The 24,719-nt window shown below is 59.2% G+C and carries 26 protein-coding genes; 14 read left to right on the plus strand and 12 right to left on the minus strand.

Annotated features, from left to right (window positions below; translation table 11 throughout):
• Positions 1-128 precede the first annotated feature (128 nt).
• The 3 genes from rtcA to M9Q49_RS05105 all read left to right on the plus strand — a co-directional run bounded on the left by rtcA (position 129) and on the right by M9Q49_RS05105 (position 3,011).
• Complete coding sequence (gene rtcA / locus M9Q49_RS05095; RefSeq protein ID WP_254507595.1) at positions 129-1,187, plus strand: RNA 3'-terminal phosphate cyclase; 1,059 nt, start codon at positions 129-131, stop codon at positions 1,185-1,187.
• Between the two features lie 85 nt (positions 1,188-1,272).
• A complete protein-coding gene (locus M9Q49_RS05100) occupies positions 1,273-2,154 on the plus strand; it encodes a DUF1559 domain-containing protein (protein WP_254507596.1) in 882 nt (293 codons plus the stop codon).
• Positions 2,155-2,360: 206 nt separating this feature from the next.
• Entirely contained in the window at positions 2,361-3,011 is a 651-nt protein-coding gene (locus M9Q49_RS05105) for a transposase (protein WP_254507597.1), read from the plus strand.
• A 67-nt stretch (positions 3,012-3,078) separates the two neighbouring features.
• On the opposite strand, the gene thpR is transcribed toward M9Q49_RS05105, so the two are convergent.
• The 6 genes from thpR to M9Q49_RS05135 all read right to left on the minus strand — a co-directional run bounded on the left by thpR (position 3,079) and on the right by M9Q49_RS05135 (position 8,920).
• The gene (gene thpR, locus M9Q49_RS05110) at positions 3,079-3,654 is read right to left on the minus strand and encodes an RNA 2',3'-cyclic phosphodiesterase (RefSeq protein ID WP_254507599.1); all 576 of its coding nucleotides are present in this window, start codon (positions 3,652-3,654) and stop codon (positions 3,079-3,081) included.
• Positions 3,655-3,763: 109 nt separating this feature from the next.
• On the minus strand, positions 3,764-4,885 hold the full coding sequence (locus M9Q49_RS05115) for a mandelate racemase/muconate lactonizing enzyme family protein (protein ID WP_254507600.1): 1,122 nt from the start codon (positions 4,883-4,885) through the stop codon (positions 3,764-3,766).
• 44 nt (positions 4,886-4,929) lie between these two features.
• Positions 4,930-5,616 (minus strand): metallophosphoesterase, encoded by a 687-nt coding sequence (locus M9Q49_RS05120; RefSeq protein WP_254507601.1) that lies wholly within the window; start codon positions 5,614-5,616, stop codon positions 4,930-4,932.
• A 21-nt stretch (positions 5,617-5,637) separates the two neighbouring features.
• Positions 5,638-7,035, minus strand: coding sequence for an MFS transporter (locus M9Q49_RS05125; protein WP_254507602.1), 1,398 nt, complete (start codon positions 7,033-7,035; stop codon positions 5,638-5,640).
• Between the two features lie 79 nt (positions 7,036-7,114).
• Positions 7,115-8,062 carry an ADP-ribosylglycohydrolase family protein gene (locus M9Q49_RS05130; RefSeq protein WP_254507603.1) on the minus strand — a complete coding sequence of 316 codons (948 nt, stop codon included), beginning with the start codon at positions 8,060-8,062 and terminating at the stop codon, positions 7,115-7,117.
• A gap of 108 nt (positions 8,063-8,170) precedes the next feature.
• Positions 8,171-8,920, minus strand: coding sequence for a metallophosphoesterase family protein (locus M9Q49_RS05135; RefSeq protein ID WP_254507604.1), 750 nt, complete (start codon positions 8,918-8,920; stop codon positions 8,171-8,173).
• Positions 8,921-9,075: 155 nt separating this feature from the next.
• Between M9Q49_RS05135 and M9Q49_RS05140 the strand changes: the two genes are divergently transcribed.
• Genes M9Q49_RS05140 through M9Q49_RS35925 form a run of 3 tightly spaced genes read left to right on the plus strand, consistent with a single transcriptional unit; the run spans position 9,076 to position 10,162 of the window.
• Entirely contained in the window at positions 9,076-9,459 is a 384-nt protein-coding gene (locus tag M9Q49_RS05140) for a hypothetical protein (protein WP_254507605.1), read from the plus strand.
• Between the two features lie 38 nt (positions 9,460-9,497).
• Positions 9,498-9,755: a hypothetical protein gene (locus M9Q49_RS05145; RefSeq protein ID WP_254507606.1), complete on the plus strand. Its 258-nt coding sequence runs from the start codon at positions 9,498-9,500 to the stop codon at positions 9,753-9,755.
• A 2-nt stretch (positions 9,756-9,757) separates the two neighbouring features.
• The gene (locus M9Q49_RS35925; protein ID WP_390843382.1) at positions 9,758-10,162 is read left to right on the plus strand and encodes an HNH endonuclease; all 405 of its coding nucleotides are present in this window, start codon (positions 9,758-9,760) and stop codon (positions 10,160-10,162) included.
• A gap of 57 nt (positions 10,163-10,219) precedes the next feature.
• On the opposite strand, the gene M9Q49_RS05150 is transcribed toward M9Q49_RS35925, so the two are convergent.
• Positions 10,220-10,972, minus strand: coding sequence for a metallophosphoesterase family protein (locus M9Q49_RS05150; RefSeq protein WP_254507608.1), 753 nt, complete (start codon positions 10,970-10,972; stop codon positions 10,220-10,222).
• Positions 10,973-11,194: 222 nt separating this feature from the next.
• Here M9Q49_RS05150 and tsaB point away from each other — a divergent pair, with 222 nt between their 5' ends.
• Entirely contained in the window at positions 11,195-11,878 is a 684-nt protein-coding gene (gene tsaB, locus M9Q49_RS05155) for a tRNA (adenosine(37)-N6)-threonylcarbamoyltransferase complex dimerization subunit type 1 TsaB (protein ID WP_254507609.1), read from the plus strand.
• Positions 11,879-11,975: 97 nt separating this feature from the next.
• Positions 11,976-12,380 (plus strand): bifunctional nuclease family protein, encoded by a 405-nt coding sequence (locus M9Q49_RS05160; RefSeq protein ID WP_254507610.1) that lies wholly within the window; start codon positions 11,976-11,978, stop codon positions 12,378-12,380.
• A gap of 195 nt (positions 12,381-12,575) precedes the next feature.
• On the opposite strand, the gene M9Q49_RS05165 is transcribed toward M9Q49_RS05160, so the two are convergent.
• On the minus strand, positions 12,576-13,838 hold the full coding sequence (locus tag M9Q49_RS05165; RefSeq protein WP_254507612.1) for a tetratricopeptide repeat protein: 1,263 nt from the start codon (positions 13,836-13,838) through the stop codon (positions 12,576-12,578).
• Positions 13,839-14,129: 291 nt separating this feature from the next.
• Between M9Q49_RS05165 and M9Q49_RS05170 the strand changes: the two genes are divergently transcribed.
• On the plus strand, positions 14,130-15,197 hold the full coding sequence (locus M9Q49_RS05170; RefSeq protein WP_254507613.1) for a prenyltransferase/squalene oxidase repeat-containing protein: 1,068 nt from the start codon (positions 14,130-14,132) through the stop codon (positions 15,195-15,197).
• A 212-nt stretch (positions 15,198-15,409) separates the two neighbouring features.
• On the opposite strand, the gene M9Q49_RS05175 is transcribed toward M9Q49_RS05170, so the two are convergent.
• Genes M9Q49_RS05175 through M9Q49_RS05190 form a run of 4 tightly spaced genes read right to left on the minus strand, consistent with a single transcriptional unit; the run spans position 15,410 to position 19,774 of the window.
• On the minus strand, positions 15,410-16,792 hold the full coding sequence (locus M9Q49_RS05175) for a metal ABC transporter permease (protein WP_254507614.1): 1,383 nt from the start codon (positions 16,790-16,792) through the stop codon (positions 15,410-15,412).
• Positions 16,789-18,039, minus strand: coding sequence for a metal ABC transporter permease (locus M9Q49_RS05180; RefSeq protein WP_254507615.1), 1,251 nt, complete (start codon positions 18,037-18,039; stop codon positions 16,789-16,791). The genes M9Q49_RS05175 and M9Q49_RS05180 overlap by 4 nt, the downstream gene beginning before the upstream one ends.
• Positions 18,036-18,815, minus strand: coding sequence for a metal ABC transporter ATP-binding protein (locus M9Q49_RS05185; protein WP_254507616.1), 780 nt, complete (start codon positions 18,813-18,815; stop codon positions 18,036-18,038). Before M9Q49_RS05185 ends, M9Q49_RS05180 begins: the two co-directional genes overlap by 4 nt.
• Before the next feature lie 20 nt (positions 18,816-18,835).
• Positions 18,836-19,774, minus strand: a complete 939-nt coding sequence (locus tag M9Q49_RS05190; RefSeq protein WP_254507618.1) for a metal ABC transporter solute-binding protein, Zn/Mn family — start codon at positions 19,772-19,774, stop codon at positions 18,836-18,838.
• Positions 19,775-20,010: 236 nt separating this feature from the next.
• On the opposite strand from M9Q49_RS05190, the gene M9Q49_RS05195 reads away from it, so the two are divergent.
• From M9Q49_RS05195 to M9Q49_RS05215, 5 genes are all read left to right on the plus strand, one after another.
• A complete protein-coding gene (locus M9Q49_RS05195; RefSeq protein ID WP_254507619.1) occupies positions 20,011-21,066 on the plus strand; it encodes a prenyltransferase/squalene oxidase repeat-containing protein in 1,056 nt (351 codons plus the stop codon).
• A 204-nt stretch (positions 21,067-21,270) separates the two neighbouring features.
• A complete protein-coding gene (locus M9Q49_RS05200) occupies positions 21,271-22,383 on the plus strand; it encodes an alkaline phosphatase family protein (protein WP_254507621.1) in 1,113 nt (370 codons plus the stop codon).
• Positions 22,384-22,960: 577 nt separating this feature from the next.
• On the plus strand, positions 22,961-23,278 hold the full coding sequence (locus tag M9Q49_RS05205) for a hypothetical protein (RefSeq protein ID WP_254507622.1): 318 nt from the start codon (positions 22,961-22,963) through the stop codon (positions 23,276-23,278).
• Positions 23,279-23,334: 56 nt separating this feature from the next.
• Positions 23,335-23,994 (plus strand): hypothetical protein, encoded by a 660-nt coding sequence (locus M9Q49_RS05210; protein WP_254507623.1) that lies wholly within the window; start codon positions 23,335-23,337, stop codon positions 23,992-23,994.
• A gap of 29 nt (positions 23,995-24,023) precedes the next feature.
• Positions 24,024-24,533 (plus strand): hypothetical protein, encoded by a 510-nt coding sequence (locus M9Q49_RS05215; RefSeq protein ID WP_254507625.1) that lies wholly within the window; start codon positions 24,024-24,026, stop codon positions 24,531-24,533.
• The last annotated feature ends 186 nt before the right edge of the window (positions 24,534-24,719 follow it).

Below are 24,719 nucleotides of genomic sequence, written 5' to 3' on the forward strand. Positions count from 1 at the left end.
ACCATTTAAAAGCTGTACGGAAGCGGCGTGGCCAGCGAATTCACGCGCGTCAGCGTGAACCCTTTCTGCTATTTTGCCTCTTGCTCTTCACACGATCACATCCGTGCGGAACAGGCAAAGCAAAATCTATGCTCGAAATCGATGGCTCCCGGGGCGAAGGGGGCGGACAGATCATTCGCTCGTCGCTGGCGCTGTCGCTGCTCACTGGCACGCCGGTGAAGCTCACGAATATTCGCGCCAAGCGAAAGAACTCCGGCCTGGCTCGGCAGCACTTGGTCGCTGTGCAAGCAGTTGCGCAGCTCAGCGATGCGAAAGTCAACGGCGCCGCCCTCGGCTCGTCGCAGCTGGCGTTTGAACCTGGCGCAGTGAAGCCCGGCGCGTATGAGTTTCGCATCGGCACTGCCGGCAGCGCGTCGCTCGTGTTGCAGACGATTCTGCCGCCGCTGTTGCTGGCGACGGGCCCATCGACGCTCGTGATCGAGGGTGGCACGCACAACCCGATGGCGCCGCCGGTTGATTTCATCATCCGCAGTTACGCGCCGCTGATCGAGCGCCTTGGCCCGCGGCTGCAAGTGCAACTCGATCGCCATGGTTTCTTTCCGGGCGGCGGTGGCCGAGTCGTTGTGCATATCGAGCCGGTGGCGAAGTTCAGCGGCCTGAAGCTGCGCGAGCGCGGCGGGATTTTGAGCAAGCAGGTGCGCGCCCTGGTCGCCAACCTACCGAAGAAAATCGCCGAGCGCGAATGCCACGAAATCCGCCGCTTGTCGGGGTGGGAGAAAAACAGTTTTCACGCTTTGGAAGTTCCTGCGCACGGCTGCGGCAATGCGGTGCTGATCGAGATTGCCAGCGAGCACGTCACCGAAGTCTTCGTCGGCTTTGGCGAGCGCGGCGTATCGGCCGAGCGCGTCGCGGCCAGCACGTGGCAAGAAGCCGACGAATACTTGCAAGCCGAAGTTCCCGTCGGTCCGCACTTGGCCGATCAGTTGATCCTGCCGCTCGCGATCGCTGCGAGTCATGGCGAGTACAGTTCGTTTCGCACGCTCGCGCTTACAGGCCATTCGCTCACGCATCTCGAGATCGTGCAACGGTTCCTGCCGGTGCAACTCACGACGAACGAGGTGTCGAAGGGAATCGTCGAAGTACTCTTCGCGCCGCAACACGACTCCGAATCTCCCGCGACAATTTGACGCCCGCCCTGCCACAGTATTACGATGCCGTAACATCTGTTTTCGGCAGCGCAGGCTGAGCCAAACCTGAGGCGGAGTTCGGGCGATGACAAACGGACAGCGGAATCGTGGTTTCACGCTCGTGGAATTGCTCGTCGTGATCGCCATCATCGGCGTGTTGGTTGCGTTGCTGCTCCCTGCCGTGCAGGCCGCACGCGAAGCAGCGCGGCGGACGCAATGCGTCAACCATCTCAAGCAGATGGGCCTCGCCGTGCAGAACTTTCACGACACGTATCAGACCATTCCGTATACGCGACTCGATACGCGCGAGACGACGTTCCTCATCATCCTGCCGTTTCTCGAGCAGCGAAATCATTATGAAAAATGGGACATGACCAAGATGTTCTATGACCAGACGGCAGCCGTGCGGGAGACTTCGTTCAAGTTTTACTTGTGTCCGTCGCGCGAGAGGTCGAAACCACTTTATTGCACGGTCGATGTCCAACAAGGGACTTCGAATCCACCTGTTTCTGGAGGAGTCGCCGATTACGCGACGAATGTAGGCACGCCGGTTGGGCAGGGTGACTATTACATCGGCATGGGTTCGCCAACTCCGGTGACTGAGCCCAATCAAGCGAATGGCCCATTCTGGTACAAGGGACCGCCGATGTTGCGTTTCGCGAGTGTGAGCGACGGTTTGAGCAATGTGGTATTCATTGGCGAGAAGCACGTTAAGCGTCCCGCGACGAACACTGAAGGCTCGGTTTGGAATGGAGACCACGGCGGGTCGTTCAAGCAGTTGGGGACAGGCGCCCCGATCGCTCGTGACCTCAACGCTTCCAGCGGACAATTCGGAAGCTGGCATCCCAGCGTCTGCCAATTCGTCTTCGGCGACGGCTCGGTGAAAGCCCTGCAAGTTTCGACCGATCTCACCACGCTCGACCGCATCGCCAATCGTCACGATGGCGAACCCGTGACATTGCCTTAGATCGGCGAGTGCCCCCATTGTCGTCTTTCGCTCCGCGAAAGACCAACCAAGGTGAACGACCAAATAACGTTGAGCTGGCAAGCGTTAGCAAGTCGGGCTCATTTCGGCCTCCAAGATACAACAGTTGTTCCACCGCAATTTGTCTTTCGCGGAGCGAAAGACGACAATGAGGCCCGACGCCGATTTACCCAAGCGAAACTTCAAACATGCTCGGTGAGTGCTTTGATCCGCAAGCGGGTTTGCTAATACATCAGCATCTACGGCCTCATTGGTCACAAGCTGGCGCGGTTGTCTTCATTACCTTTCGGACTGCCGATTCCATTCCTGCAGAGGTGGTGTTGCGGTGGGAGGCAGAAAAGCAGGATTGGCTCGCGAGGCGAGGTTTTGCGACCGGCGCGAAGTCCTCCGTTATCGTGTCCAAACTTAACTCAAAAGATCAGGCCGATTTTCAGCGAACCTTTAATCGTTGCCGTGAAGAGTATTTAGATACTTGCCAGGGAGCATGCGTTCTCAAACGCCCAGAGTTAGCACGGGCGGTTTCCGACTCGTTGCTGCATTTTGACGGACAAAGATACAAGATGGGCGACTTTGTCATCATGCCCAACCATGTGCATTTGCTGGCCGTTTTTCCGACCGAACAAGCGATGTTCGATCAATGCGATTCCTGGATGCACTTTACTGCGGTGCAAATCAACCGCGCACTTGGTTCTCAGGGCAAATTCTGGCAGAGCGAGCCTTTCGATCACTTAGTTCGCACCGCGGAGCAATACGAGTACTTGCGGCAATATATTGCCGATAATCCGTTGAAAGCGCAACTTTTGCCAGGTGAGTACATTTATCGCCGATATCCTGGCTGACAACCTAGCGCCACTGTAAGGGTCGACTTCGATTGGCCTTTCGCGGGAGCGAAAGGCGACAATGGGTTCACGCCAACGGGCAATGCGCTAGCGCTTCATACGTCGGGCCGCTGCGGCCGAGGAAGCTGGCGAAGATCACGGCTTCGTCGACGACGGATAGATCTGCGTCGTAGCTCATGTGCTCGGCGAGTTTCGCGGCGAGCTCGGCCATTCCTTCATCGCTGCCGCCTTTCACGCGGCCGATGGTCAGGTGCGGGGTGAAGCCGCGGGCTTCCTTGGCAAAGCCCATTTCCTTTTTCAGAGCGTTGTCGATCGCGGCTTGCAGCTCGCGCAGCTCTTCGTTCCCCTGCTCGATGCCCAGCCACAGTGTGCGGGCGTCGGCAGAACTGGGAAAACCACCGAGGCCGCGGCAAATGATTTCGAACGGCTCGACGCTGGCCGCGGCTTCGCTCACGACGCGGCAGATTTCGGGGATATCGGCGTCGGTTACGTTGCCGAGAAACTTCAGCGTGAGATGCATCTGCTGCGGATCGACCCAGTTCACATCGACGCCGGGAGTCTTCAGTTTTTCGATGAGCGCCCGAGCCCGCTTGGTAACACTGCTGGCAATTTCGACGGCGATAAAGGAACGGATACGTTGCATGAGGAGGGGCTGGGATCTGGGGGATGATTTTCTCTGTGAGCCTTCATGTTCGCACTGCCCCGTCGATTTGGACAGTGCCCTGCTCCTGCCTTTCCCCAGCTCCCAGTTCCTAGCCCCCAGCCCCCATCCTCGCAATCGCATCTCGATTCAATTTAATCCCCAGCCCCGGGCCGCTCGGCACTTGCAACATTCCTTCGGCGTCGAGCTTGAACGGCTCTTCGAGAATGTCTTCGATATAGGGCACGCCCGTTTGATATTCGACCCAGCGAGCCACGGGCATCGCTGCCGAAAGAGCAAGGTCGGCCGCCACACCGACGGCAGTGTTCCAACCGTGCGGCACGAGGAGCACGCCCTGATCGTAGGCCAGCCAGGCGAGTTTGCGACCTTCGCTCAAGCCGCCACACTTCGTCAGGTCGGGCTGAATGATGTCGACGGCCCGCTTCAAAAGAAACGGCTGAAAGGCCTGCCGCCGCGTGAGGACTTCGCCGGTCGAGATCAGTACCGGCGAAGTGGCTTGCAACTGCGCAAAGCCCTCGACGTCGTCCGGCTTGAGTGCTTCCTCAAACCAAGTGATGTTGTAATCGCCGAGCATCTTCGCCGTTTCGCGAGCCCAATTCACACTGTGCGGCCAGAATTGTTCGCTGCCGCCGGCATCGACCATCAGCTCGACGTCTTCGCCGACCGTCTCGCGCGCGGTGCGAATCAGCAACTCATCAAGCTGACGACTGACGCGCCCGAACGGCCGCCAACCCATTTTGATCGCGCGAAAGCCGCGCTCCTTTTGCACGAGCAGCGCGTCGCGCAGCGGCTCAGGTTGATCGAACAAGATCGAAGCGTACGGCTTGATGCGGTCGCGATAATTGCCGCCGAGCAATTTGGAAACGGGTTGCTGCAGTGCCTGTCCCCATAAATCCCATAGCGCGATATCAATGCCGCTGATCGCATGTTCGACGCTGCCGCCGCGGCCGAGCCAGAACATGCTCTGCCGCAACTTCTCACTCACCCGATCCGGCTGATCGGCAGGCTCGCCAATCAAATGGGGCCGGAGCAACTCGAGCGCACCTTCGACGAGTGCCCGCGTCGTGTAGCAACTGCCGAGCCCGGTGATCCCTTCATCGCTGATCACTTCGACCAGCGTGTTGTATTGCACGTTCGGATCGGTGCCGCCGGGCCAACCGTGATCGTGCGTAGCGCCACCGAGCGGAATGGTTTTGACTGCGGCGATTTTCATGAGGCTTCCTGTCGGCAAGGACGTCGTTCAGCAGATGGCTGAATTTACCGCGCAGCGATGTCGCCATCAGCAGTAATATCGACATACGACAATTCGCCGACGCAGCCGAAGAGCGTTGGGCCCGCGCGATAGCGCCAATCGCGATGATGATGGCCGAATAGCCACAGGCGCGGCTGATGAATGGCGAGAAGCTGTTCGAGAAATGTGTTCGTACGTGAAGGAGCGAAGACTTCGCCGCGACGAAGTGGCTGCGGCGTTTGCTCCCACACGGCTTGTGCGATTTCGGTCGGCGCGTCGTGAGTCAGCATGATCGTTGGGCGAGCTGCGGTGTAAACTGCTGCCGCACTCTGCATTTGTTCGATAGACAATTCTTCCTCCGCGAACCACAGCGTGCGGCCTAATTCGCGGCCTACGCGGAGAAGCTTTTCGCGATCGGTTGAAGCTGCGCCGCGAATGAAGAAGAATTCCACTCCGCCCAGCGCAACCGGCCCGAAATCCCCCAGCGAGTGCGGCGGCAAGCAATGGTAGTGATCGTGATTGCCGGGAAAGAATCGATGCCGCGTTGAATCAACTCCGGCGATAAGTTGCTCGTAAGCAATCCCATCTCCCATGTCGCCGATCTGCACCGAGTGCTCCACCTCGGCGATCAGTTCGAGATACGGTTGCGCGCCGTGCTTCAGCAAATCGTCTGTGCCGATCTGTGCGTGAACGTCACCGATGATACGGAGCATTTTCAATGCAGTTTCTCGCTGCTAATGCCCCACGCTTGTTTCGCCTGCGCCAAAATCCTTGCCATGCCGGGCCAACAAGACCAGCACCAGCAAGCCGAGCACCATCAAGCCGAGGGCCACTTCGTAGGGTGCGACGGACGAGACACCCTTGAAGAGCGGAATGGCGAACAGCGGACCGGCGATGCGAGCCAGCGCGCTCACGCCCTGGCTGACACCCATGATGCCGCCCTGCCGCGCGGGATCGCTCCGCCGGCTGATGAGCGCGCTGAGCGACGGCGTGGTGAAGGCAAACCCGCCGACGGAAACTGCGGTGGCCACCAGCAGCAGATTCCAGCTGTGCGATTGCGTGGCAAAGATGATTAGCAGAAAACCAGTCGCGGTGAGCGTGAAGCCGATGGCTGCCATCGTCACTTCGTTGAGCCGCGTCGACAGGCGGCGGACAATGCCGCCTTGAACCAGGCTGAGCGTAATGCCGATGAAGGCAAAGAACAGCGGCACCTGGCCGAACTGCAGGTTGAACCCTTGCTTCTCATCTTTGAGCAACAGCGCCGCTGTGGTCTCGAAGCCGCCGAAGGCAGTCACGCTGAGAAACGAAGTGAGCAGCAACGCCCCAATGGTTGGCGTGGAAACGGAGTCCTTGAGCGCGCGGACATCGAACATGCCCATGTGCGTGTGAGAAGTTCCCGGCTTCAAACTTTCGGGCAACAGAAATACGGCGAGCATCAGCGCGACGAGCGACAAACCAGCAGCGACGAATCCGGGCAAGGGGCTCGTGGCAACGTGGTCATATTCGCGGAGCTTGGCTTTCTCTTTTTCGGCGGGCGTCTTCGTTTCATCCGCAAGCGTTGTCGCATTCGCTACGGCGGCAACTTCCGGCGCCTTGTCGGGATTTGGAATTGGCGTGGTCTTCGCCGAAAGAAGCGCAGCCCAAGCGAGCAACGGCCCGAACGTAAAGCCGAGCCCGAACGAGACGCCGATCAGCGCCATGCCCTTGGCCCGCTTTTCCTTGGTCGTTACATCGGCGATGTACGCTGCCGCCGTCGAGATGGTCGCGCCGGCAATGCCCGCGCCGAGTCGGCTAAGGAACAGCAGTTCCCAACTCTCTTGAATCGCGGCGATGCCGAACAGTCCGTAACAAACTACCGAGCCAATGAGCCCAACAATGATCACCGGTCGACGCCCGATTCGATCCGAAACCCGCCCCCACAGCGGCGAGAAGACAAACTGCATCATCGAAAAAATGGCCATCAGCAGCCCGAGCTGCCAACCATGCTCGGCCAAGCCGAATTTCTCGGCGTAGAGCGGCAGCAAAGGCAACACCATGCCAAAGCCGAGCAGGTCGATGAAGACCGTCAAAAAGATGACGAGGAGCGAACCCTTGCTGGCAGTGGGCTCGATTTTTTCAACAGGTGAGGACATTTTTGATGGATCGGCGGGAGTGGAAGTGGCAAGGTGATTCTACCTAGCAGGTATCAACTTGTGGGCGGGTACAGGCGATTTAAGCTGGTTGCGTCGTCCGCAGTTTCCAAAGTTGCTCTCCCAGTGACAGCAAATAAGACCGTCCTTGCGAGTGTTCTTCCAGGCATCCCCAAAGTCGTTGGGGTACGCCTTCTAGACCTAACCGCGCGCCAACTAAGCCACCTGTCATTTCGGCCAACGTGTCGACATCGTCGCCCCGACCGATCGCGCGAGAAATGGCTTGCTCGTAATTATTTGGTGAATCGGCAAAACACATGATCGAGGTCATGACGGAACGATGCGCCTCGAGCGAATTTCCGAACGAGCGCAAGGATTGAAATGGCTCGAGTTGCAGAGCCAAATCTATCTGCCACTGAAACTCCTCCGTCAGTGCGACATCACGCAGTTGCTGAAGGAAGAAGGTGCGATCAAATGTCTTGCCAGCACTACGCGTCGCCAGAGCAGCCGCGACGGCAAGTAAGCGGGCGCTATCGATGCCGATCGGATGTTGATGCGTAACTTCAGCGCTGCGCTCGGCCTGCTTCGTGACCTGAGTGAGGTCTGCGGCGAAATAGACACCGATGGGGGCGACTCGCATTGCGGCGCCATTGCCGAGCGAACCTTGACCGCCGAACATTGCCGCAGCAGCAACTCGCCAATCTGCGCCTGCGGCAATTTCGTTGATGAGTGCTCGCGCGCCCTGGCCATAGCCGCGGTCAGGGTGATAGTTGGCCACGAACCGATCGGCCAACACATCACCATCAACGGCTCCACACTTCACAAGTGTTTCGACGATCCCCATCGTCATTTGGGTGTCGTCGGTGTAATAGATCGTCTCGCCAGATTCGTGCTGGACAATACGGTCGGCCGGCCCCATTTCGAAAATCAGCTCCGCAGTCAAGCCTTCCCAGGGAGCGCCTAGAGCGTCGGCAGTCGCGGCGCCTAGCAGGCAACCTTGGAACTGCGAAAGAGAAGCGGTGAACGTCATGGTAGTTTTTGTGACGAGCGAACAGCGGGTTGAGCAATCAACTCAGGAAGCTGCGCTGCGCTTCTTCGTCGGTATTCGCGTTCAGTAGAGATGGAATATCACTCCATTCTACTTCCCATCCCGCAGTCGTTCGCCCAGAAACGGATCCAGCTCCGGCACCGCTTTGATCTTCTCGATCGTCTTTTCAAGCGGATATGGCACGCGACGGAATTCGACCTGCGTGTCGGTTTGAATGACGTACGAGGCGCGCGGGTCTCCGTCGCGCGGTTGGCCGACGCTGCCGACGTTGAACATGGCTTTCGTGCCGGCGAGCGTGTACTTGTTGCCGATTTCGGAAGTGCTCAGAAACTTGCCGTCCTCGGTAAAGACGCCGGGGACGTGCGTGTGACCCTGAAAGCAGAACCGTTCGATCAGGGCAAAGATCCGTTCGAGCTTGCGCGGGTTGTAGATGTCTTCGGGGAAGACGTATTCGCTGAGTGGGTTGCGGGCCGAGCCGTGGACGAACATCAGTCGGCCGTCGCGTTTCACGCGCGGCAGTTCGCTGAGAAACTCCCAGCGCTTGGCCACGAGGTCGCGATCCTCCTCGGCGTTTTCGAGCTGATCGCGGGTCCAAAAGATCGCCCGCTCGGCGCCGCTACTAAAGCCTTCCGGATCGTAGAGCGCCCCTTGGTCGTGATTGCCGAGCACCGACCAGGCGAACGTCATCACCTTGTCGACGCACTGCCGCGGATTGGGCCCGTAGCCCACGATGTCGCCCAGGCAGGCGATTTCGTCGACACCCTGGGTCTGCACATCGGCTAGCACGGCATCGAGCGCTTCGAGGTTGCCGTGAATATCGCTAAGAATCGCCCGCCGCACGCGCTCACTCGCTAGAGGAGATGGAAAATGTTGGCTGTATCTTCATGCCTGCATGCACGTTTGGCAAGCGGAGCCAGCCAGCAGCCAATTCGATCTTGTGAAGTTGCGACACCCCGTGTAGTTAATCGGCATCCGATACTATTCAGGAGAATCTCATGCTGCGCATTTTTACTTTGGCCCTGTTACTTGCCATCCCCACGCTCGCCATGGCCGTCGAGCCCAAATTCAATGCCGATGTCGATGCGAAGATCAAAGCTGGCGGCGAAACAACGGAAATGCGTGCCAAGCTAACCGGCGAAATGGGGAAGCCGCTCAGCATTCAGATTAACGACGAAACCGATACCAAGATCGAAGCCACCTTCACGCCAGTGCCGGCTGCGCCGACGCAATACAAAGCCGAAATACGGATATCGCGCAACGGCAAGGTCGTCTCCCAGCCAATGCTGACGTCGATTTATGGCCGTAGCTGCGAAGTGCAGGTTGGGGCCGGCGAAGATGAGATTCGGCTGGCCCTGACGCTCAGCCCGCGAAAGCGATAATTCTTCTCCGTTGAGTCCCGCGACGTTATACTTCAGGCATGTCAGCCGCCACTATCTTCGATCGCGTTTTCGACCCTTTGCGCTCTGTACTCACCATCGAGTCTGCGCAGCGGATGGCGGCTTGGCGCGCTGATGACGAAATCCAGCGGCAACTTGATGAGTTAGGCGAAAAGGCCAACGAAGGAACCTTGACCGCAGCCGAACGCGAGGATTACGAAGCCTACGTTCGAGCCATCGATTTCATTGGCATCCTGCAGGCCAAGGCCCGCGCCGTGCTCAAGCACCATGGCTCTTAACCATGGAAGAAGCAGTCAGGCAGTTGGTACGACTTCGCGCTGACAATCGGTGCGAATACTGCCACCTTCCGCAAGACGCCTTGCCGTGGGCCAGGTTTCAAATCGAGCACATCCGCGCGAAGCAGCATCGCGGAAACGACGAACCAGAGAATCTGGCAGTCGCTTGCCGAAAGTGCAATTTGCACAAAGGGCCGAATTTATCGTCGATTGATCCAGAAACGGACGAACTGGTTCCGTTGTTCAATCCCCGCCTGGATTCCTGGAGTGAGCACTTCAGGCTCGTCGAAAATCAAATCGTTGGACTGACAGCCATCGGTCGAGCAACTTCAGTGTTGCTGGAAATGAATGACCAGGACCGCATTCAACTGCGAGCCGAATTGACCTCGCAGGGCATGGATTTGTCTTAGCTCGCGGACCAGCAGCATCGTCCACGGACGTCGTTAATCGCGATGCAAAATCAGTGACTACCGCCCCGTCACTAACCGATCACCCAGCATGTTATCCAGCTGCGGAATGTCGTAGATCTTGCCGCGGGTTGTTTGCACGTCATATTGCAGGCGGCGATACGTGATCAGCGTATCGTCCAATATCACGTAGCAGGCTCGCGGGTCGCCGTCGCGCGGTTGGCCGACGCTGCCGACGTTGATCATCGCTTTGTCACTGGCCAGGCGGAATTGATAGCCGCATTCCTCGGGCGTGATGAAGCGATAGTCGGGCGTGAAGACTCCCGGCAAGTGCGTGTGCCCTTGCAGGCAGTATTTTTGGATGCGGTTGAATAGCGCGTCCATCTTCCGCTGGTTGTAGATGTCTTCGGGGAAGACGTATTCGTTCGTGGGTTCGCGGGGCGAACCATGCACAAACAGAAAGTCGCCGTCCGACAAGGTGCGGTGCAGTTCGCCGAGAAAATCCCACCGACGGTTGCGCTGCGCGGGCGTGCCGGGGCCGTCCTCGAGCATCTCGCGCGTCCAATAAATGGCTCGCTGAGCGACCGGATTAAAGCCATCCGGATCAAAGAGCGTGGCCTGGTCGTGATTGCCGAGGATGGTGGCTTCGCAATTTTCGATGATTTCGTCGAGGCATTCGCAGGGATTCGGGCCGTAGCCCACGATGTCGCCCAGGCAAAAGATCTGGGCCACGCCTTGCTCGCGGATATCCGCCAGGACGACACGGAGTGCCTCCAAATTGCCGTGGATATCGCTAATCAGAGCACGCTTCACGCGCGAACCTTTCCCAATCAAGTTATTTCAAGCCAGGACGCATTCGCCCGCGTTACCGCCGTGCTGCCTCACGTGTCAGCAAGTCTAAGGCTCAACAGGCCTTTATTCAATATCGGCAAGGGGTTGCTACAATCAGGGCAGACTGCTCTGTATTCCCATTATCGCTTGCGGCTCGCGGCCAGTTGCCAGTTTTCCTGCCGATTTCCCGGAAAGTGCCTCCGAATGCCTGCGTGGACCGTAGCGATTGAAACCGTGGCAACGGCTGGCTCGGTCGCGCTGGTCGCCCCTGACGGTTCCGTAAACGAACTGGTCCTCCCTGCCGAATCCCGTTCGGCCCGCACCCTGGCCGCGGCCATCCAAAAAATCTGGCAAGACGCCGGCCGTCCGCCGATCGAGCTAGTTGCGGTTGCCCACGGCCCGGGCTCGTTCACCGGCCTGCGAGTTGGTGTGATCACCGCCAAAGCCCTGGCGTATGCCTGGCGGGCGAAGCTCATCGGTGTGAACACGCTCGACGCCATCGCCGCGCAAATCGATTCGCTCCCCGGCCAGCAACTCCACGTCATTCTCGAAGCCCAACGCCAGGAGCTATTCGTCGCCAAATTCCGAGCCTTGGAAAATGGCCACTGGGAAAGAACCGCCGCCGACGAAATCATCGCCGTGCCGCAATGGCTAACCGACCTCCAGACTGCTGAGGAGACCATTGTCGCTGGTCCCGCCCTCAAGAAACTGCGCGAAAAAATCCCGCTGACAGTTTCCGTCGCCGAAGAAGCCACCTGGCAAGCGCGAGCTGCCACGGTTGGTCGTCTCGGCAGAGCTCAAAATGAAGCCGGCGCTGCCGATGAACTCTGGACCCTCCTGCCCCACTATCTCCGCGTGAGTTACGCCGAAGAAAAGAAAAAAAACTAACTGCGCATCCTCGGCTCTCTCCATTAGCCAGCCGCCTCATCCTTGCCCGCCTATGCTAAACTGCATGGGTAACTCCACTCCACCCGGATCAGCCGTCATGCCTGTTCAGATGCAGTTGTCGCGGATCATCATCAGCGAAATCAACGAGCAGCAGTTCATTTACCTGAAAGAGGTCGACGGCGAACGGCAGTTTCCGATTCTCATCGGCCTGTTCGAAGCCCAAGCCATCAACAGTGGCGTGAAGCGAATCCAATCGCCGCGTCCCCGCTCGCACGAACTCCTGGTCAACGCCATCGAAGCCATGGGGGGCGAACTCGACAGCATCGCCATCAGCGAGCTGCGCGACCACATCTACTACGCCCGCATCCGCGTCCGCCGCGAAGGTGAACTGATCGAAATCGACTCCCGCCCCAGCGACGCCATCGCCGTGGCCTTCGCCTGCGACCCAGCCCTGCCGATCTATGTGTCGGAAGAAGTGCTCGAAGAAAGCACCGGCGGCTGAGCCGCGAGTTCCGCTCTGATGCGCCGGAGCACCGTCGACTTAGCAAAGTAGCTGAATTCGCCAGAATTCAGATGGTGACCTCTAATGAGTTGCTGGCATCTGAATTCTGGCGAATTCAGCTACTCAACGAAAAAAGCCCCGCCAAAAATTGGCGGGGCTTTCTTGTTTAATTAGCTCAGCGAAACGACGAACGCGTTAGATCTCATTCGCCGGCAAGCGAGCCAGCATGGGTGGCGGCTCGGGAGCAGGAGATGTGGCGCGGGCCGGCGCTGTGCGAACTGCCGGAGCAAACGCAGTGATGTGCGTCGCGACGCCGGTGTTCACTTCGGCCGCTTTGGCGAAAAACTTTTCGGCGCGCTGGGCTTCGCCGCTGTATCGCATCGTGAAGCCGAGCAGGAAGTAGGCGTTGGGCGAATCGCTTTCGAGCGCGGCGCTGGCCAAGCGTTCGAGGTGCGATTGCTTGGCCATTCCCATCGTGCCGTACAGTTGATCGAGCGAGAAACCGTTGCGAGAAATATCGGGGCTGGCCGCCAGAGCGCGATTGATGGCGTTCACGGCGAGATCATTTTCGCCCATGGCCACCAGCGTGTGTGCATACCGCCAATTGGCTTCGGCCAGATCGGGCGCCATGCTCGCAGCGGCCCGATATTGCTGAGCCGCAGCAGCGTAACGCTGTTCACGGAACATCGTATCGCCTTGCGTCATGTACGCGCGAGCTTTGCTGCGGGCGTCAGGATTCGCATAACGCACGGTGACCGTGTTCGCATTCACCTGCTGATTTTGAATCACGCCGCCGACGATGTTTTGCACCACGCCGCGGAGCCGACCGTTGGCCACGCCCGTGTTGCCGACAATACCACCGTCGAGCACTCGCCCGCCGTTCGCGCCATTGGCCAAACGCTGATTGCGAATCGAATCGGCCAGTTGCGCGATCGCCGTACCGGCAGTCAGTTGCGTGCTCAAGCCGCCGTTTTGCACGCCCGAGTAGTAGTTGAACAGCGGGTTCGGCGCGTACTGCGTGTCGTAGTAAATCGGCGAGCTGTAGGTTTGATAAACGGGGGCGCAGCCGTTGTAGTAATTCGAATAGCCGTAGCTCGGATAGTAGCCGTAGTTAATCGTGGGATAGAACGAATTGTAGCCGTAGCCACCATACCCGCCGTAATAGCCACCGAAACCAGGATAGCCAAAGCCCCGGTAACCGTACCCGCGATAGCCAATGCCGCGGTAGCCGTAACCGTAGTACGGGCGATAGATCGGCCGGTAAACGTAACCGCGGCCAAAGCCCCAGTTGCGATGCACGCCGTAGCCGCCACCCCAGCCGCCATAATAACGATGGCCGCCCCAACCCCAGCCGCCGCCACCCCAGTGATGGTGATAGGCCTCGGCCGCGGGTGGCGCTGCCGAGTAAACGGCGGTAATGCCGAGAAGCAGAGCGAGAAGCAGAACGAACCGACGCATGGCATGGGCCTCCCTGAATTCGCGATGGAGGTTCGGGTAGTCCCAAGGAACTACCTCCACGTAAATTGGAACCTCCATCCCGGATTATCTGCCTGTTCCACCCTTCCGGCAAGCGCAGCGAGAGATGTCCAGGGATTTTCTAGAATTTGTAATGCAGGCTGGCAAACGGGGGATCAAGATGAACTTTGCGGCCTCCTTGCGCCACCAAGGGACAGATTTGGATTGCCGACGTTGCCGACAATGTCGATAATTCCTCGGACAGTTGGATTGAGTTCCTCCGGAAAGACTGCCATGCCAGATGGCCAGATGCATTCCGCTGCTGATTCGTTCACGCGCCGCCAGGCCTTGCTCGCCCTGGCCGGAGCGGCGGGATCGACGTTGCTACCCGCCCAGCGAGCTCAGGCCGCCAAACGCGATCCCAAATGGGAAGCTGCCATCGATCGCGGGCTGAAGTGGGTCGCCAAAAATCAATCGACGCAGGGGCACTGGACCGCCGGTGGCTATCCCACCGCGATGACCGCGCTGGCGGGCACCGCTCTGATCGGCTCGGGCTCGACGACCACGCAGGGCCCGTATGCTCGCAACATTCGCAAAGCGGTCGACTTCCTCCTGAGCAAGCTCCGCGACAACGGCCTGATCGGCGATCGCAACAACGACAACCGTTACACCTACGGCCATGGTTTTTCGATGCTCTTCCTCTCGCAGGTGCTGGGCGAAGAGCAGGACGAAGAAGTCCGCGAAGAAATTGTGAACGCCTGCACGAAGTCAGTCCAGTTCAGCGTCCGCGCTCAAGCGCCGACTGGCGGCTGGGGTTACGTGAGCACACAGGATCAACCCGACTTCGACGAAGGCTCGACCACGATCACGCAGGTGCAAGGCCTGCGCGGCTGTCGCAATGCGGGCATCGTCGTGCCGGGTGAGTCGATCGACAAGGCCCGCGAATACATCTATCAATGCCGCAATGCCGACGGCGGCATTAGCTATTCGAGTCGTAACCGCGGCAGCAGCCGACCGGCAATCACGGCTGCGGCACTCGCTACGCTCTACAACGCCGGCGCGTACGACGACAAGCACGTGCCGCCGATGCTTGAATACTGCAAAAAGAACTTGCAGAACTTATCCGAAGGTCCGAACTCCTTTGGCCATTGGCACTACACCTATCTGTATTACTCGCAGGTGATTTATCGCCAAGGTGAAACCGAATGGGCGCCGTTTCGCGACAAACTTTATAACAAGATCGTCGGCGAACAAACGCCCGATGGCAGCTGGACCGGTAACATCGGCCCGATCTACGTCACCGCCTGCAACCTGATCATGTTGCAACTCGACAAAGCCTACCTGCCGATCTATCAGCGCTAGTCGTCGACCGCTCCGCGGTCGATGCATGGAAGTCACTCTTCGCGCGCCGCCGAAAGAGCAAGTAGAAGTAGGCCGGAACAAGCTGTACCCGGCGCAGTTCTGGCACGAACTGTAGAACGACTGCCCTTGCCCAAAGCCGGAATATCGCTGGCACTCATTCCTGGGCTCGTCGTTGTTCAAGCTCCATTCATCGACCGCGGAGCGTTCGACGACTATTCCGGCGGAATCGGCCTGCCGTGCGGATCGAGCGGTTGGCCGGCAAGTTCTTCGGCGAGACGCTTTTGCAGTTCGGCGCTAAGAAAATGTTCCATTCGTTCGGCCGGCGCGTGCAAGTGATCCGACGGCAGATCGAAGTGAGTGGCCAGATACGTTTCCCACAAGCGATGCGCTCGCACGATGCTGCGAGCGTGCTGCCGGCCGCGATCGGTGAGCTGCAGTTTTCCTTCTTGCCTCGCCAGCCAACCTTTTCGCCACACGCGAAAGCGAGCGAGCGCGGCGACCAACCAAGTGACACTCGCATCGGCGGCAGGTACGGCGGTTCCTCGCTCTTCGGCGCGATAACGACGCGCGACAATATCTTCCGCCGCAATCTGCGCCGCGAGGAACAAGTTCCGCAGCCAACGACTCGCCACACCATGCCGCGGCGAAAAGAGCGCGGCCAGCGCGAGTTCGCCGCCAACCACGGCAGCCATCATCCCCGCCGTGCTCGTGTTCCAAGCCAGTGCGGCCAGATAGCCCAGCACCGCCGCCAGCGCGGCAGCAATCGCGGCGATGAGGAGCGTCGTCGACAAGCGATCGACGAGCAGGCGGGCCGTCGCCGCGGGCGCGACGAGCATCGGCACGACCAAGATCGAGCCGACCGATTCGAACGACGCGACCGTGACCATCGCCACGACGCCCATCAGCGCGAGGTGAATCAAAAAAGCCGGATAACCCATCGCCCGCGCGAGGGCTTTGTCGAACGACACGAGGAGCAACTCTTTCCAGGCGATGGCGATGAACACGCAAACAATGCCCAGCACTGGCAGGAGTTTCCACAGCGCCGGCGGCAACGCGATGCCGCCGAAACGCACCGGCGGCGCGAGGGCTGTGTTCTCGATCGCGCCATAGAGCACGCAGTCGACGTCCAAGTGCCCATGCGGCGCCCAGATCTGCAACATGATCACGCCCAGCGCGAAGAGCGAGGTGTAAACGACGCCGAGGCTCGAGTCTTCGCTCACCTGGCCGAAGCCCTGCAGTCCTTGCGCGAGCATCGCCGTAAGCACGCCCACCACCATCGCGCCGGCCAGGATGTGCCAGCCGTCGACTCGGCCGGTGAAGATCACCGCGATCGCAATTCCCGGCAGCACCGCATGGCTAATCGCATCGCCGAGGAGGCTCATTCGTCGCAGTACGAGATAAGTGCCGACTAGCGCGCAGCTGACGTTGGCCACCACTCCGACGGCGATCGTGCGTAGCGCGCTGGCGCGACTGACCGGCGGCACGATCAACAAAAATAGCCAGGTAACCGCAGCCGCGATCAGCACACATCCGAGCGCAGCAAACAGCCAGGTCCACGGCGAACGACGACGAATCTCCGGCGCGCGAGCGATCATGCGCGATTCTCCGCCGTCGGCCAATCGCCCCGCTGCTCCAATCGCTGCCGCATCCGCTCGATTAATTCGGGCTGCACTTGTTCGCTGAGCGGCGCTGTGAGATCGCTGATGGCCGCGGCTTGCTCGGGGTGTTCCTGCAGCAGTTCGCGCCAGATCAAATGCGTGCGCGTGATCTCGATCGCAGCGGCTTCGCCCTTGGTGGAGAGGCGAAAACCGGGGGGCTGCGGTGTGAGTTCCCCCGCATGAAAGGCCGTGATCAGCGTGTTGTTCAAATGACGCGGCGGCCACGATTGCAGTTGCCGCAGATCGGCCGATTGGACCGCCCCTCCCCTGCCCTGCTGCAATTCCCACACACCTTCGAGCAATCGTCGTCGGCTGATTTCGGCGTGGAACTTTTTCGACTGCAAATGACGCGCGATCACACCCCGCCGCCAACCGCCGAGCAATGAAATCAAAAAGATGCAAGCGCCAGCAAGCACGATCGTCGGACCAGCCGGCAGCGCGCGGTTGTAAGCGCTGAGGAGCGTGCCGATGAAACCCATCGCGCCGCCGAAGAGTGTGGCGAGCGCAATCAGCCGGCCGAAGCGGTCGGTCCAGAACCGCGCCGACGCTCCGGGAATAATCACCATCGCCGCCGTCAATACCACGCCGACCGCAGGCAAGCCGATGACCACGGTCACCGCGAGGAGCGACATGAGTGCGAGGTCCAACCGCCGCACCGGCCAACCGAGCGTGCGACCGAAGTCCGAATCGAACGAGATGAGTTTGAATTGTTTGTAGAGGAGCAAGATCGCGATCAGGCAACCCGCCGCGATTACGGAGATCCATACCACATCGCCAAATCGCATGCTCGCGGCTTTGCCGAACAGAAACGAATCGAGCCCCGCGCGACTGCCGCCGCCGGGCAACTGCGAAATCCGCTTCGAGAGTGCGATGCCGATGCCGAAGAAGACGCCGAGCACGCTGCCGATGGCGGCGTCTTCGCGGATGCGGGTGCGCGTCGTCAGCAGATTGATCGTGATGATGCCAAGCACACCGCTGGCGAGCGCGCCGAGCAGAAACATCGGCAGCGAGCGCTCGCCGACGATTAAATAGGCGATACAAACGCCCGGCAACGAGGCGTGCGACAGCGCGTCGCCGGTAAGCGATCGTTTGCGGAGCACGGCGAACGAGCCGACGAGCCCGGCCAGCGCGCCCAGCAACGTCGCGCCGGAAAGGACCACGGCGGTGTTGTAGTGCAGCGTCATGAATCGGCCTTTTCGAGGCCGGCCAGCGCTTCGGCTGCGTCGTCGAGCAGCGCGAGTCTTCCGCCGTAAGTCTTTCGCAGATTTTCCGGCGTGAACGTCGTCCCGACCGGACCGCTCGCGACCAGCCGCACATTCAGCAGTGCGACAAAATCGAAATACAACGGCACGGTGCGGAGGTCGTGATGGACGACGATGATCGTCTTGCCTTGCTTCCTCAGTTCCGTGAGCAGGTCGAAGATCACCCGCTCGGTCAGCGCATCGACGCCAGCCAACGGTTCATCCATGAAGTAAATATCTGCCTGCTGCGCGAGGGCACGGGCCAGAAACACACGCTGCTGCTGCCCACCCGAGAGTTGCCCGATTTGTCGCGACGTGTAATCGGCCAGACCGACGCGGGCCAGGCATTCGCGCGCTTCGTCGCGCTCTTTCACGCCCGGACGGCGGAACCAACCAAGGCGGCCGTAAGTTCCCATCAGCACGACGTCGAGCACGGTGACCGGAAAATCCCAATCGACGCTTTCGCGCTGCGGCACGTAACCGATGCGTTGCCGAACCCGCGGCACGGGTTGGCCGAAGATCGTCACCGCGCCGCTGGCCAGCGGCGTGAGACCGAGTACGGCTTTGATGAGCGTGCTCTTGCCAGCGCCGTTCGGGCCGACGACCGCGGCCAGGCAGGGCTGACGAATCGTAAGATCGACGTCCCACAGCACCGGCTTGCGGTGGTAGGCCACGGTGACGTCGTGAATATCGAGGATCGAAGGAATTTCGGCGGACATGCAAACAAACTCGCTGCCGATTAGTGCAGCGCTTTCACAATCGTATTCACGTTATGGCGAATCATTCCTTCGTAAGTTCCTGCCGGCGTTCCATCGTCGCCCATCGCATCCGAAAACAGCTCGCCGCCGATCACCACTTGATGACCGTTTGCTTTGCAGCCTTCGAGTAGCGATTTCACATTCTGTTCCGAAACACTGGTTTCGACAAAGATCGCTTTGATCTTCCGCTCGACGAGAAATTGCACGAGCTCGTTAATTTGTTTCACGCCGGCTTCGCTGTCGGTGCTCACGCCTTGAATGCCGCGCACCTCGATATTGTAAGCCCGGCCAAAATAGCGAAAGGCATCGTGAGCCGTGACCAGCACGCGGCGTTCGGCAGGAATCTTTTCGAGTTCGGTTTTGCAGAACTGATCGAGTTCGGTCAGCCGCGCGGTGAACTCGCCGTGGCGCTTCTTGTATTCGTCGGCGTGACTGGGATCGAACTTCGCGAGTGTCTCCAGCACTTGCTCGCCCGCCCGCGACCACAGTGAGACATCGAACCAGACGTGCGGATCATGCAAGCCGCCGTCCTCGAGAAGTTTTTCGTGCGGAATGATCTCGGCCACCGGCACCACCGGTTTCGTCGTCGCCAGTTGCTCGAAGTCGTGAGTCATTTTCCCTTCGAGATGCAGACCCGAATAGAAAACAACGTCGGCGCCGGCGAGGGCCCCGATGTCTCCCGGCGACGACTTATAAAGATGCGGGTCGACGCCCGCTCCCATCAGATGCGTGACCTTGGCCCGCTCGCCGGCGATGTTCTTCACCAGATCGGCGACCATGCCCGTGGTGCAAACCACGTTCAGCGGGCCTTTGCCCTGGTACGTTTGGTTCGCGGTTGACGGCGAAGTGACGGACGTTTCACAGCCCACCAAAGCGGCCACGGCAATGATGACCGCGAGCGCGCAAGCAAAGCATTTCATAGAGCGAACCAAACGAAAACAGGCAGGAAGATGACTCTCACTGCGATGTTTTATCGACAAAAAGTGTTTTTTAGATCAATCGAAATCTCTGTTTAGTATTGTTGGCCAAGGGGTTTCGGTCAAGTGCTATCGACCCGCCTGTGAGGTAAAGGCTTGCCGGCGGTCGAGGTAGACTTTCTGCGCCCTCTGACAACAATGAATGTTGAACAAACCTTCGCCAGATTTGCGGAGGATCTATGGGCAACGAAAGTGAACCGGCTCGCGAGGTTTCTCGGCGGGCTTTCAACACAACCATGTCGGCGGCGATGGTGGGCGCGGCCTGCAGTCCGCCGGCCGATTTGTATTCGGCCGAAGCCGATCGAGCGGTGACCAGCGGCTTGGCCCGGCTCGTTAGTCGGCAGAATGAAGATGGCTCGTTCGGCACGAGTTCGACGCGCGGCAACGTCGGCGTGTGTGCGCTGGCCGGCCTGGCGTTTCTCGCGGCAGGAAGTTCGCCGAGCCGAGGGACCTATCGGCGGAACATCGATAAGTGCCTGGAGTACATCATCGCCCAAGGGGCCGCGAGTGGTTTGATCGACGGGCCCGACCATGCAATGCACGGCACGATGTTCAAGCATGGGTTTGCGACGCTGTTTCTCGCCGAGTGCTATGGCATGACGTCGCGCAAGCAGCTGCGCGAGACCTTGACCAAAGCGGTGCACCTGATCGTCAGCACGCAAAACCCCGCCGAGGGTGGCTGGCGATATGAACCGCGCAACGACGATGGCGCCGATATGACGGTCACGACCTGCCAGGCCGTCGCGCTGCGGGCGGCGAAGAATGCCGGCATTTTCGTTCCCAAGAATTCCGTCGATGCGGCGGCTGACTACATCAAGCGCGGCCAGAATGCCGACGGCGGATTTATGTACATGATCATCGGCAGCGACTCGGCCGAAGATCCGCGGGCCAGCAAGTTCCCACGCTCGGCCGCGGCGATGACGGCGCTGTACGCGCTGGGCATTCACGAGGGCCCTGAGATCGCCAAGGGGCTCGATTATCTCGCGGCCTTTCTGCCGCCGGCCACGGTGAAGGCCTATTACTACTACGGCCATTTCCACGCTGCGCTCGCCTTGTGGCAGGCCGGCGGCGACCGCTTCGATCGCTGGTACTCGGCAATGCGCGACGACCTCATCGCGCGACAGCTGGCCGACGGTAGTTGGCCCTCGACCGGCGAAGGAGAAGATTGCGCCACCGCCATGGCTTGCATCGCGCTGCAAGTGCCGAATGATTGCCTGCCGATTCAACAGCGGTGAGCCTTGCGAGAAAAAGTAGCTGAATTCGCCAGAATTCAGGTGGTCGAGTCTGTTTCGACGTTCTCTGAATTCTGGCGAATTCAGCTACTTGAAATCAGCCCGCCCATCATCTCGATCAATGGTTGCCAACCGCCGGGCAAGTTACCATGCGTTGCTGGTTTGCTGGAAACTCGCTTGGAACGCCAACTCGCCTCGGACTCGATCATGCCATTGTTTAAATCTCCCGCCTGGGCTTCGGCCATTCTCCTCTGCCTCTTTGCCGCTGGTGCTGATGCCGGTGAACTCAAAACTAAAAACGTCGTGCTGATCACTACCGATGGTCTGCGCTGGCAGGAGGTTTTCACCGGCGCCGAAAAAGAGTTGATCAATAAACCGCACGGCGGCGTCACGAATGTGAAAGAGATCGAAGAGAAGTTCTGGCGCGAGATGCCCGAAGAACGTCGCGCCGCGCTGCTGCCGTTCTTCTGGGAAAAGTTCGGCAAGGAAGGTCAGATCTACGGCAATCGGACGAAGGGGAGTTCATCGCAGATCACCAACACGATGAAGTTTTCGTACCCGGGCTACAACGAGATTCTGGCCGGCTTTGCCGATCCGCTGATAGATAGCAATGCGAAGAAGCCGAACCAGAATTTCACGGTGCTCGAATGGCTGCACCGCAAACCGGCGTTCGGCGGCAAGGTGGCCGCGTACAGCGCGTGGGACGTCACGCCGTTCATCATCAACCGCGAGCGCTGCGGTTTTCCGGTGATGGGCGGTTGGGAACCGGTGCCGGATACCGAGCCGAACGCAAAGCAGCAACTCCTCAACGACTTGATCGCCGACACCACGCGCCCGAATGCTGCCGAGGTGATCGATTCGTTTCTTTACCAGGCCGCTCGCGAACACCTGCTCCGCCACAAGCCGCGAGTGATGTTCATCGGCTTTCTCGAAACCGACGCCTGGGGCCACGCCGGCCGTTACGACAACCTGCTCACGTCAGCCAATGCGGTCGATCGTTACGTTCAGCGCCTGTGGGAAACGATGCAGTCGATGGAGCAATACAAAGACAAAACGACCTTCATCATTTCAACCGATCATGGCCGCGGCTCGGGCCTGACGAACTGGAAAAACCACGGAGCAAAAATCGAAGGCGCCGAAGACATGTGGATGGCCTTCCTCGGTCCAGACACGCCCGCCCTCGGCGAACGAACCGATTGCGACCGCGTGACGCAAAGTCAAATCGCAGCGACCCTCGCGGCGCTGCTCGGCGAAGACTATCACGCCGCCGTGCCGCATTCGGGCGAAGCAATCAAGGCGGTGCTGCCGGTGGAGAAGTAAATCTCTTGTAGATCAGTTCAGGTAGCCCGAGCCGTGAGGCGATGGAGAAGTGCGAAAGGACTTTCGGTTTACCAACGTGCGGAAGCACAAGAATTGGCGAGTTTGACGCAGATCACAGCGTTCGCGACCACGATGGTGCTACCGCACGTTGCCGATGGCGTCTCTGTTCGCACTCCCCCCTTCCGCTCACGCGTCGGGCTTCCTTTTCAAGAGCGCAGAGTAATGCGTTTGACTCGGCGTTTTCGAAAAGTAGCTGAATTCGCCAGAATTCAGTCTTGGCAGTTGCAGGCCACTAACTGAATTCTGGCGAATTCAGCTACTTCGGTCACTTCAGTTCACTAACCTGCGGCAGCACTAATGTTGAATCCATACGAGTCGCCGACAGCAAGCAATGAAGCAGCGCAGCGACGACGATCGTGGCTGCTCTTGCCGGCGTTGCTCTTAATGCCGGAATACTCCCACGTGCGGCAGCCGATTGAATATCTACTCTGGCTGATCTGGGCGGGAGCTGGAGCATTGCCACTTGTGACACCACATGCGCAAGGCTCCTATGGCCTGCGCTTCGCGTGAGGTTCCTATGACGGTTGCATTTCCGTTTTCCGATCTTCATTCATTCAAGGATTACGTCGGGTTCGTGAAGCTGTGTTCGCCGGACGAATTCTCGCTGCGCGATGGCGTTGGTCCAGACGATCAATGGACACTGGATCTGGCGTTCGAGGGCTTGCGACTGGGCCTGCGTATGGCCGCTGAAGAGAAGGGCCTGCGCGATGAGTTCGCGCAGGGCGAGTTGTTGGTCGAGGAGGCTTTTGCCGCGTACCGCGACGGACGAATACACGACGGTTTCTTCAGGTTGGAAGAGTTGCAGGAACTCCTGAAGAAGATTCCTTCACGCTAAGACGTAGGTCAGGTCGGTACTGAATTTGATCTGACTGAGAGGCTGAGGAAATTGCCATGCCCGAGTACACGCACACGCTGATTCCTGATCGAGTTGATTTCGTGCCGGAGCCGACGCAGGTCGGCGAATTTCTGACTGCCCTCGTTGCACTTGGCGCGACGCCGCTCAAGTCGATCATCAGCTTTGCAAAAGCGGCAGGTGCGGCGCGAGCGGTGCTGAATCCCTTCACCGGCGTGACCGATCGCTTCATCACTCGCAAAGGAAAAAAGCTGAAGGATCTGGCCGCGGTTACGAAGGCAATCGACGGCGCGGATGACTTTGAAGTGACGCTCGAGGGGAAAGGGCCACCCCCGCTGCCGGCATTGGAGTTCGATTTCGAGGGAGCTTATGAATTTCAGGTGAAGTGCGCGCTGCGGGCGGAGGTAGTTTCTACTTCCGACTGGCATGACGAGATGCCGATCAAGCAGCAGGTCGAGTTTTTCGATCGGCCGTGCAGTCCGAAAAATCGGCTCGGCATTTTTCATCATCCGGAAACGTTGCAGGTCATCCAAGTGCCGAAGGCCGGCTGCGCGCGATTTTGGATTGAGTTCGAATATGGCAAAATGCTGTTTCCAGCGATTAAGGATCGACTTGATCTGCTCGAACCAAAAATCGTGGCGGCGGCAGTCAAAGCTTTTGGTGTGAAGTTTGTTCAAGGCTGTCGCTGGTGTGCGTAGAACTGTGTGCGTAACGGGAGTTGAACTCAATGCGATCTATCTTTCTGACCCTGGGTCTGATCACACTCGTTGCCAATCTCGCCTGGTCAACTGAGGGGGACGATGTTCTCGCGGTTCTCAAGTCGAAGGACTTCTACGAAGCGGCCGGCAAACAAGGAGGGCGCGTGTGGAGCGAAGAAGATCTGAAGCAACTCGCCGCGCTGAAGTCGGCTATCGATGCCGAGCCGATGTTGCGATTGCGGGCCAACAAGGTGCTGGTCGACGTCGCCGCCAAGGCTCGGCTGAACACGGGGCCCGCCGATGAGCACATCGTCGTCGCGGGCTTTCGGCATCTCGAAACCAACCTGAAGCAAGCCAAGGTCAAGGAACTGCTCGACGGCGGCTTTACGCACTACCACATCAGTCGCCGCGACGACGACGGCCGGTTGCTATTCCTCATCGAACGCGTCGGCAAGACACCCAGCGGCGGGTTGAACCTCGAGTGGGATCCGGTGAAGAAGGAAATCATCAAAATGACCGGTTGGGGAATCTTGAAGTAGTCGCGGTCGACATTTGCTTCGTTGCGCAGCAACGAAAGGTAGCCCGACGCGTGAGCGAGGGGTTGGGCGCGAGGACATCCGGTCCGGCAAAGTGTCAGAACACGATGAATGCATCATTGTCATAAGTTCACCGAGAGTCGCAAAAACGCTGGTCATCGCGTTTTTCACCTTGAGCAGTCACTCCAA

The sequence above is a fragment of the Anatilimnocola floriformis genome, assembly GCF_024256385.1.
Taxonomy (GTDB): domain Bacteria; phylum Planctomycetota; class Planctomycetia; order Pirellulales; family Pirellulaceae; genus Anatilimnocola; species Anatilimnocola floriformis.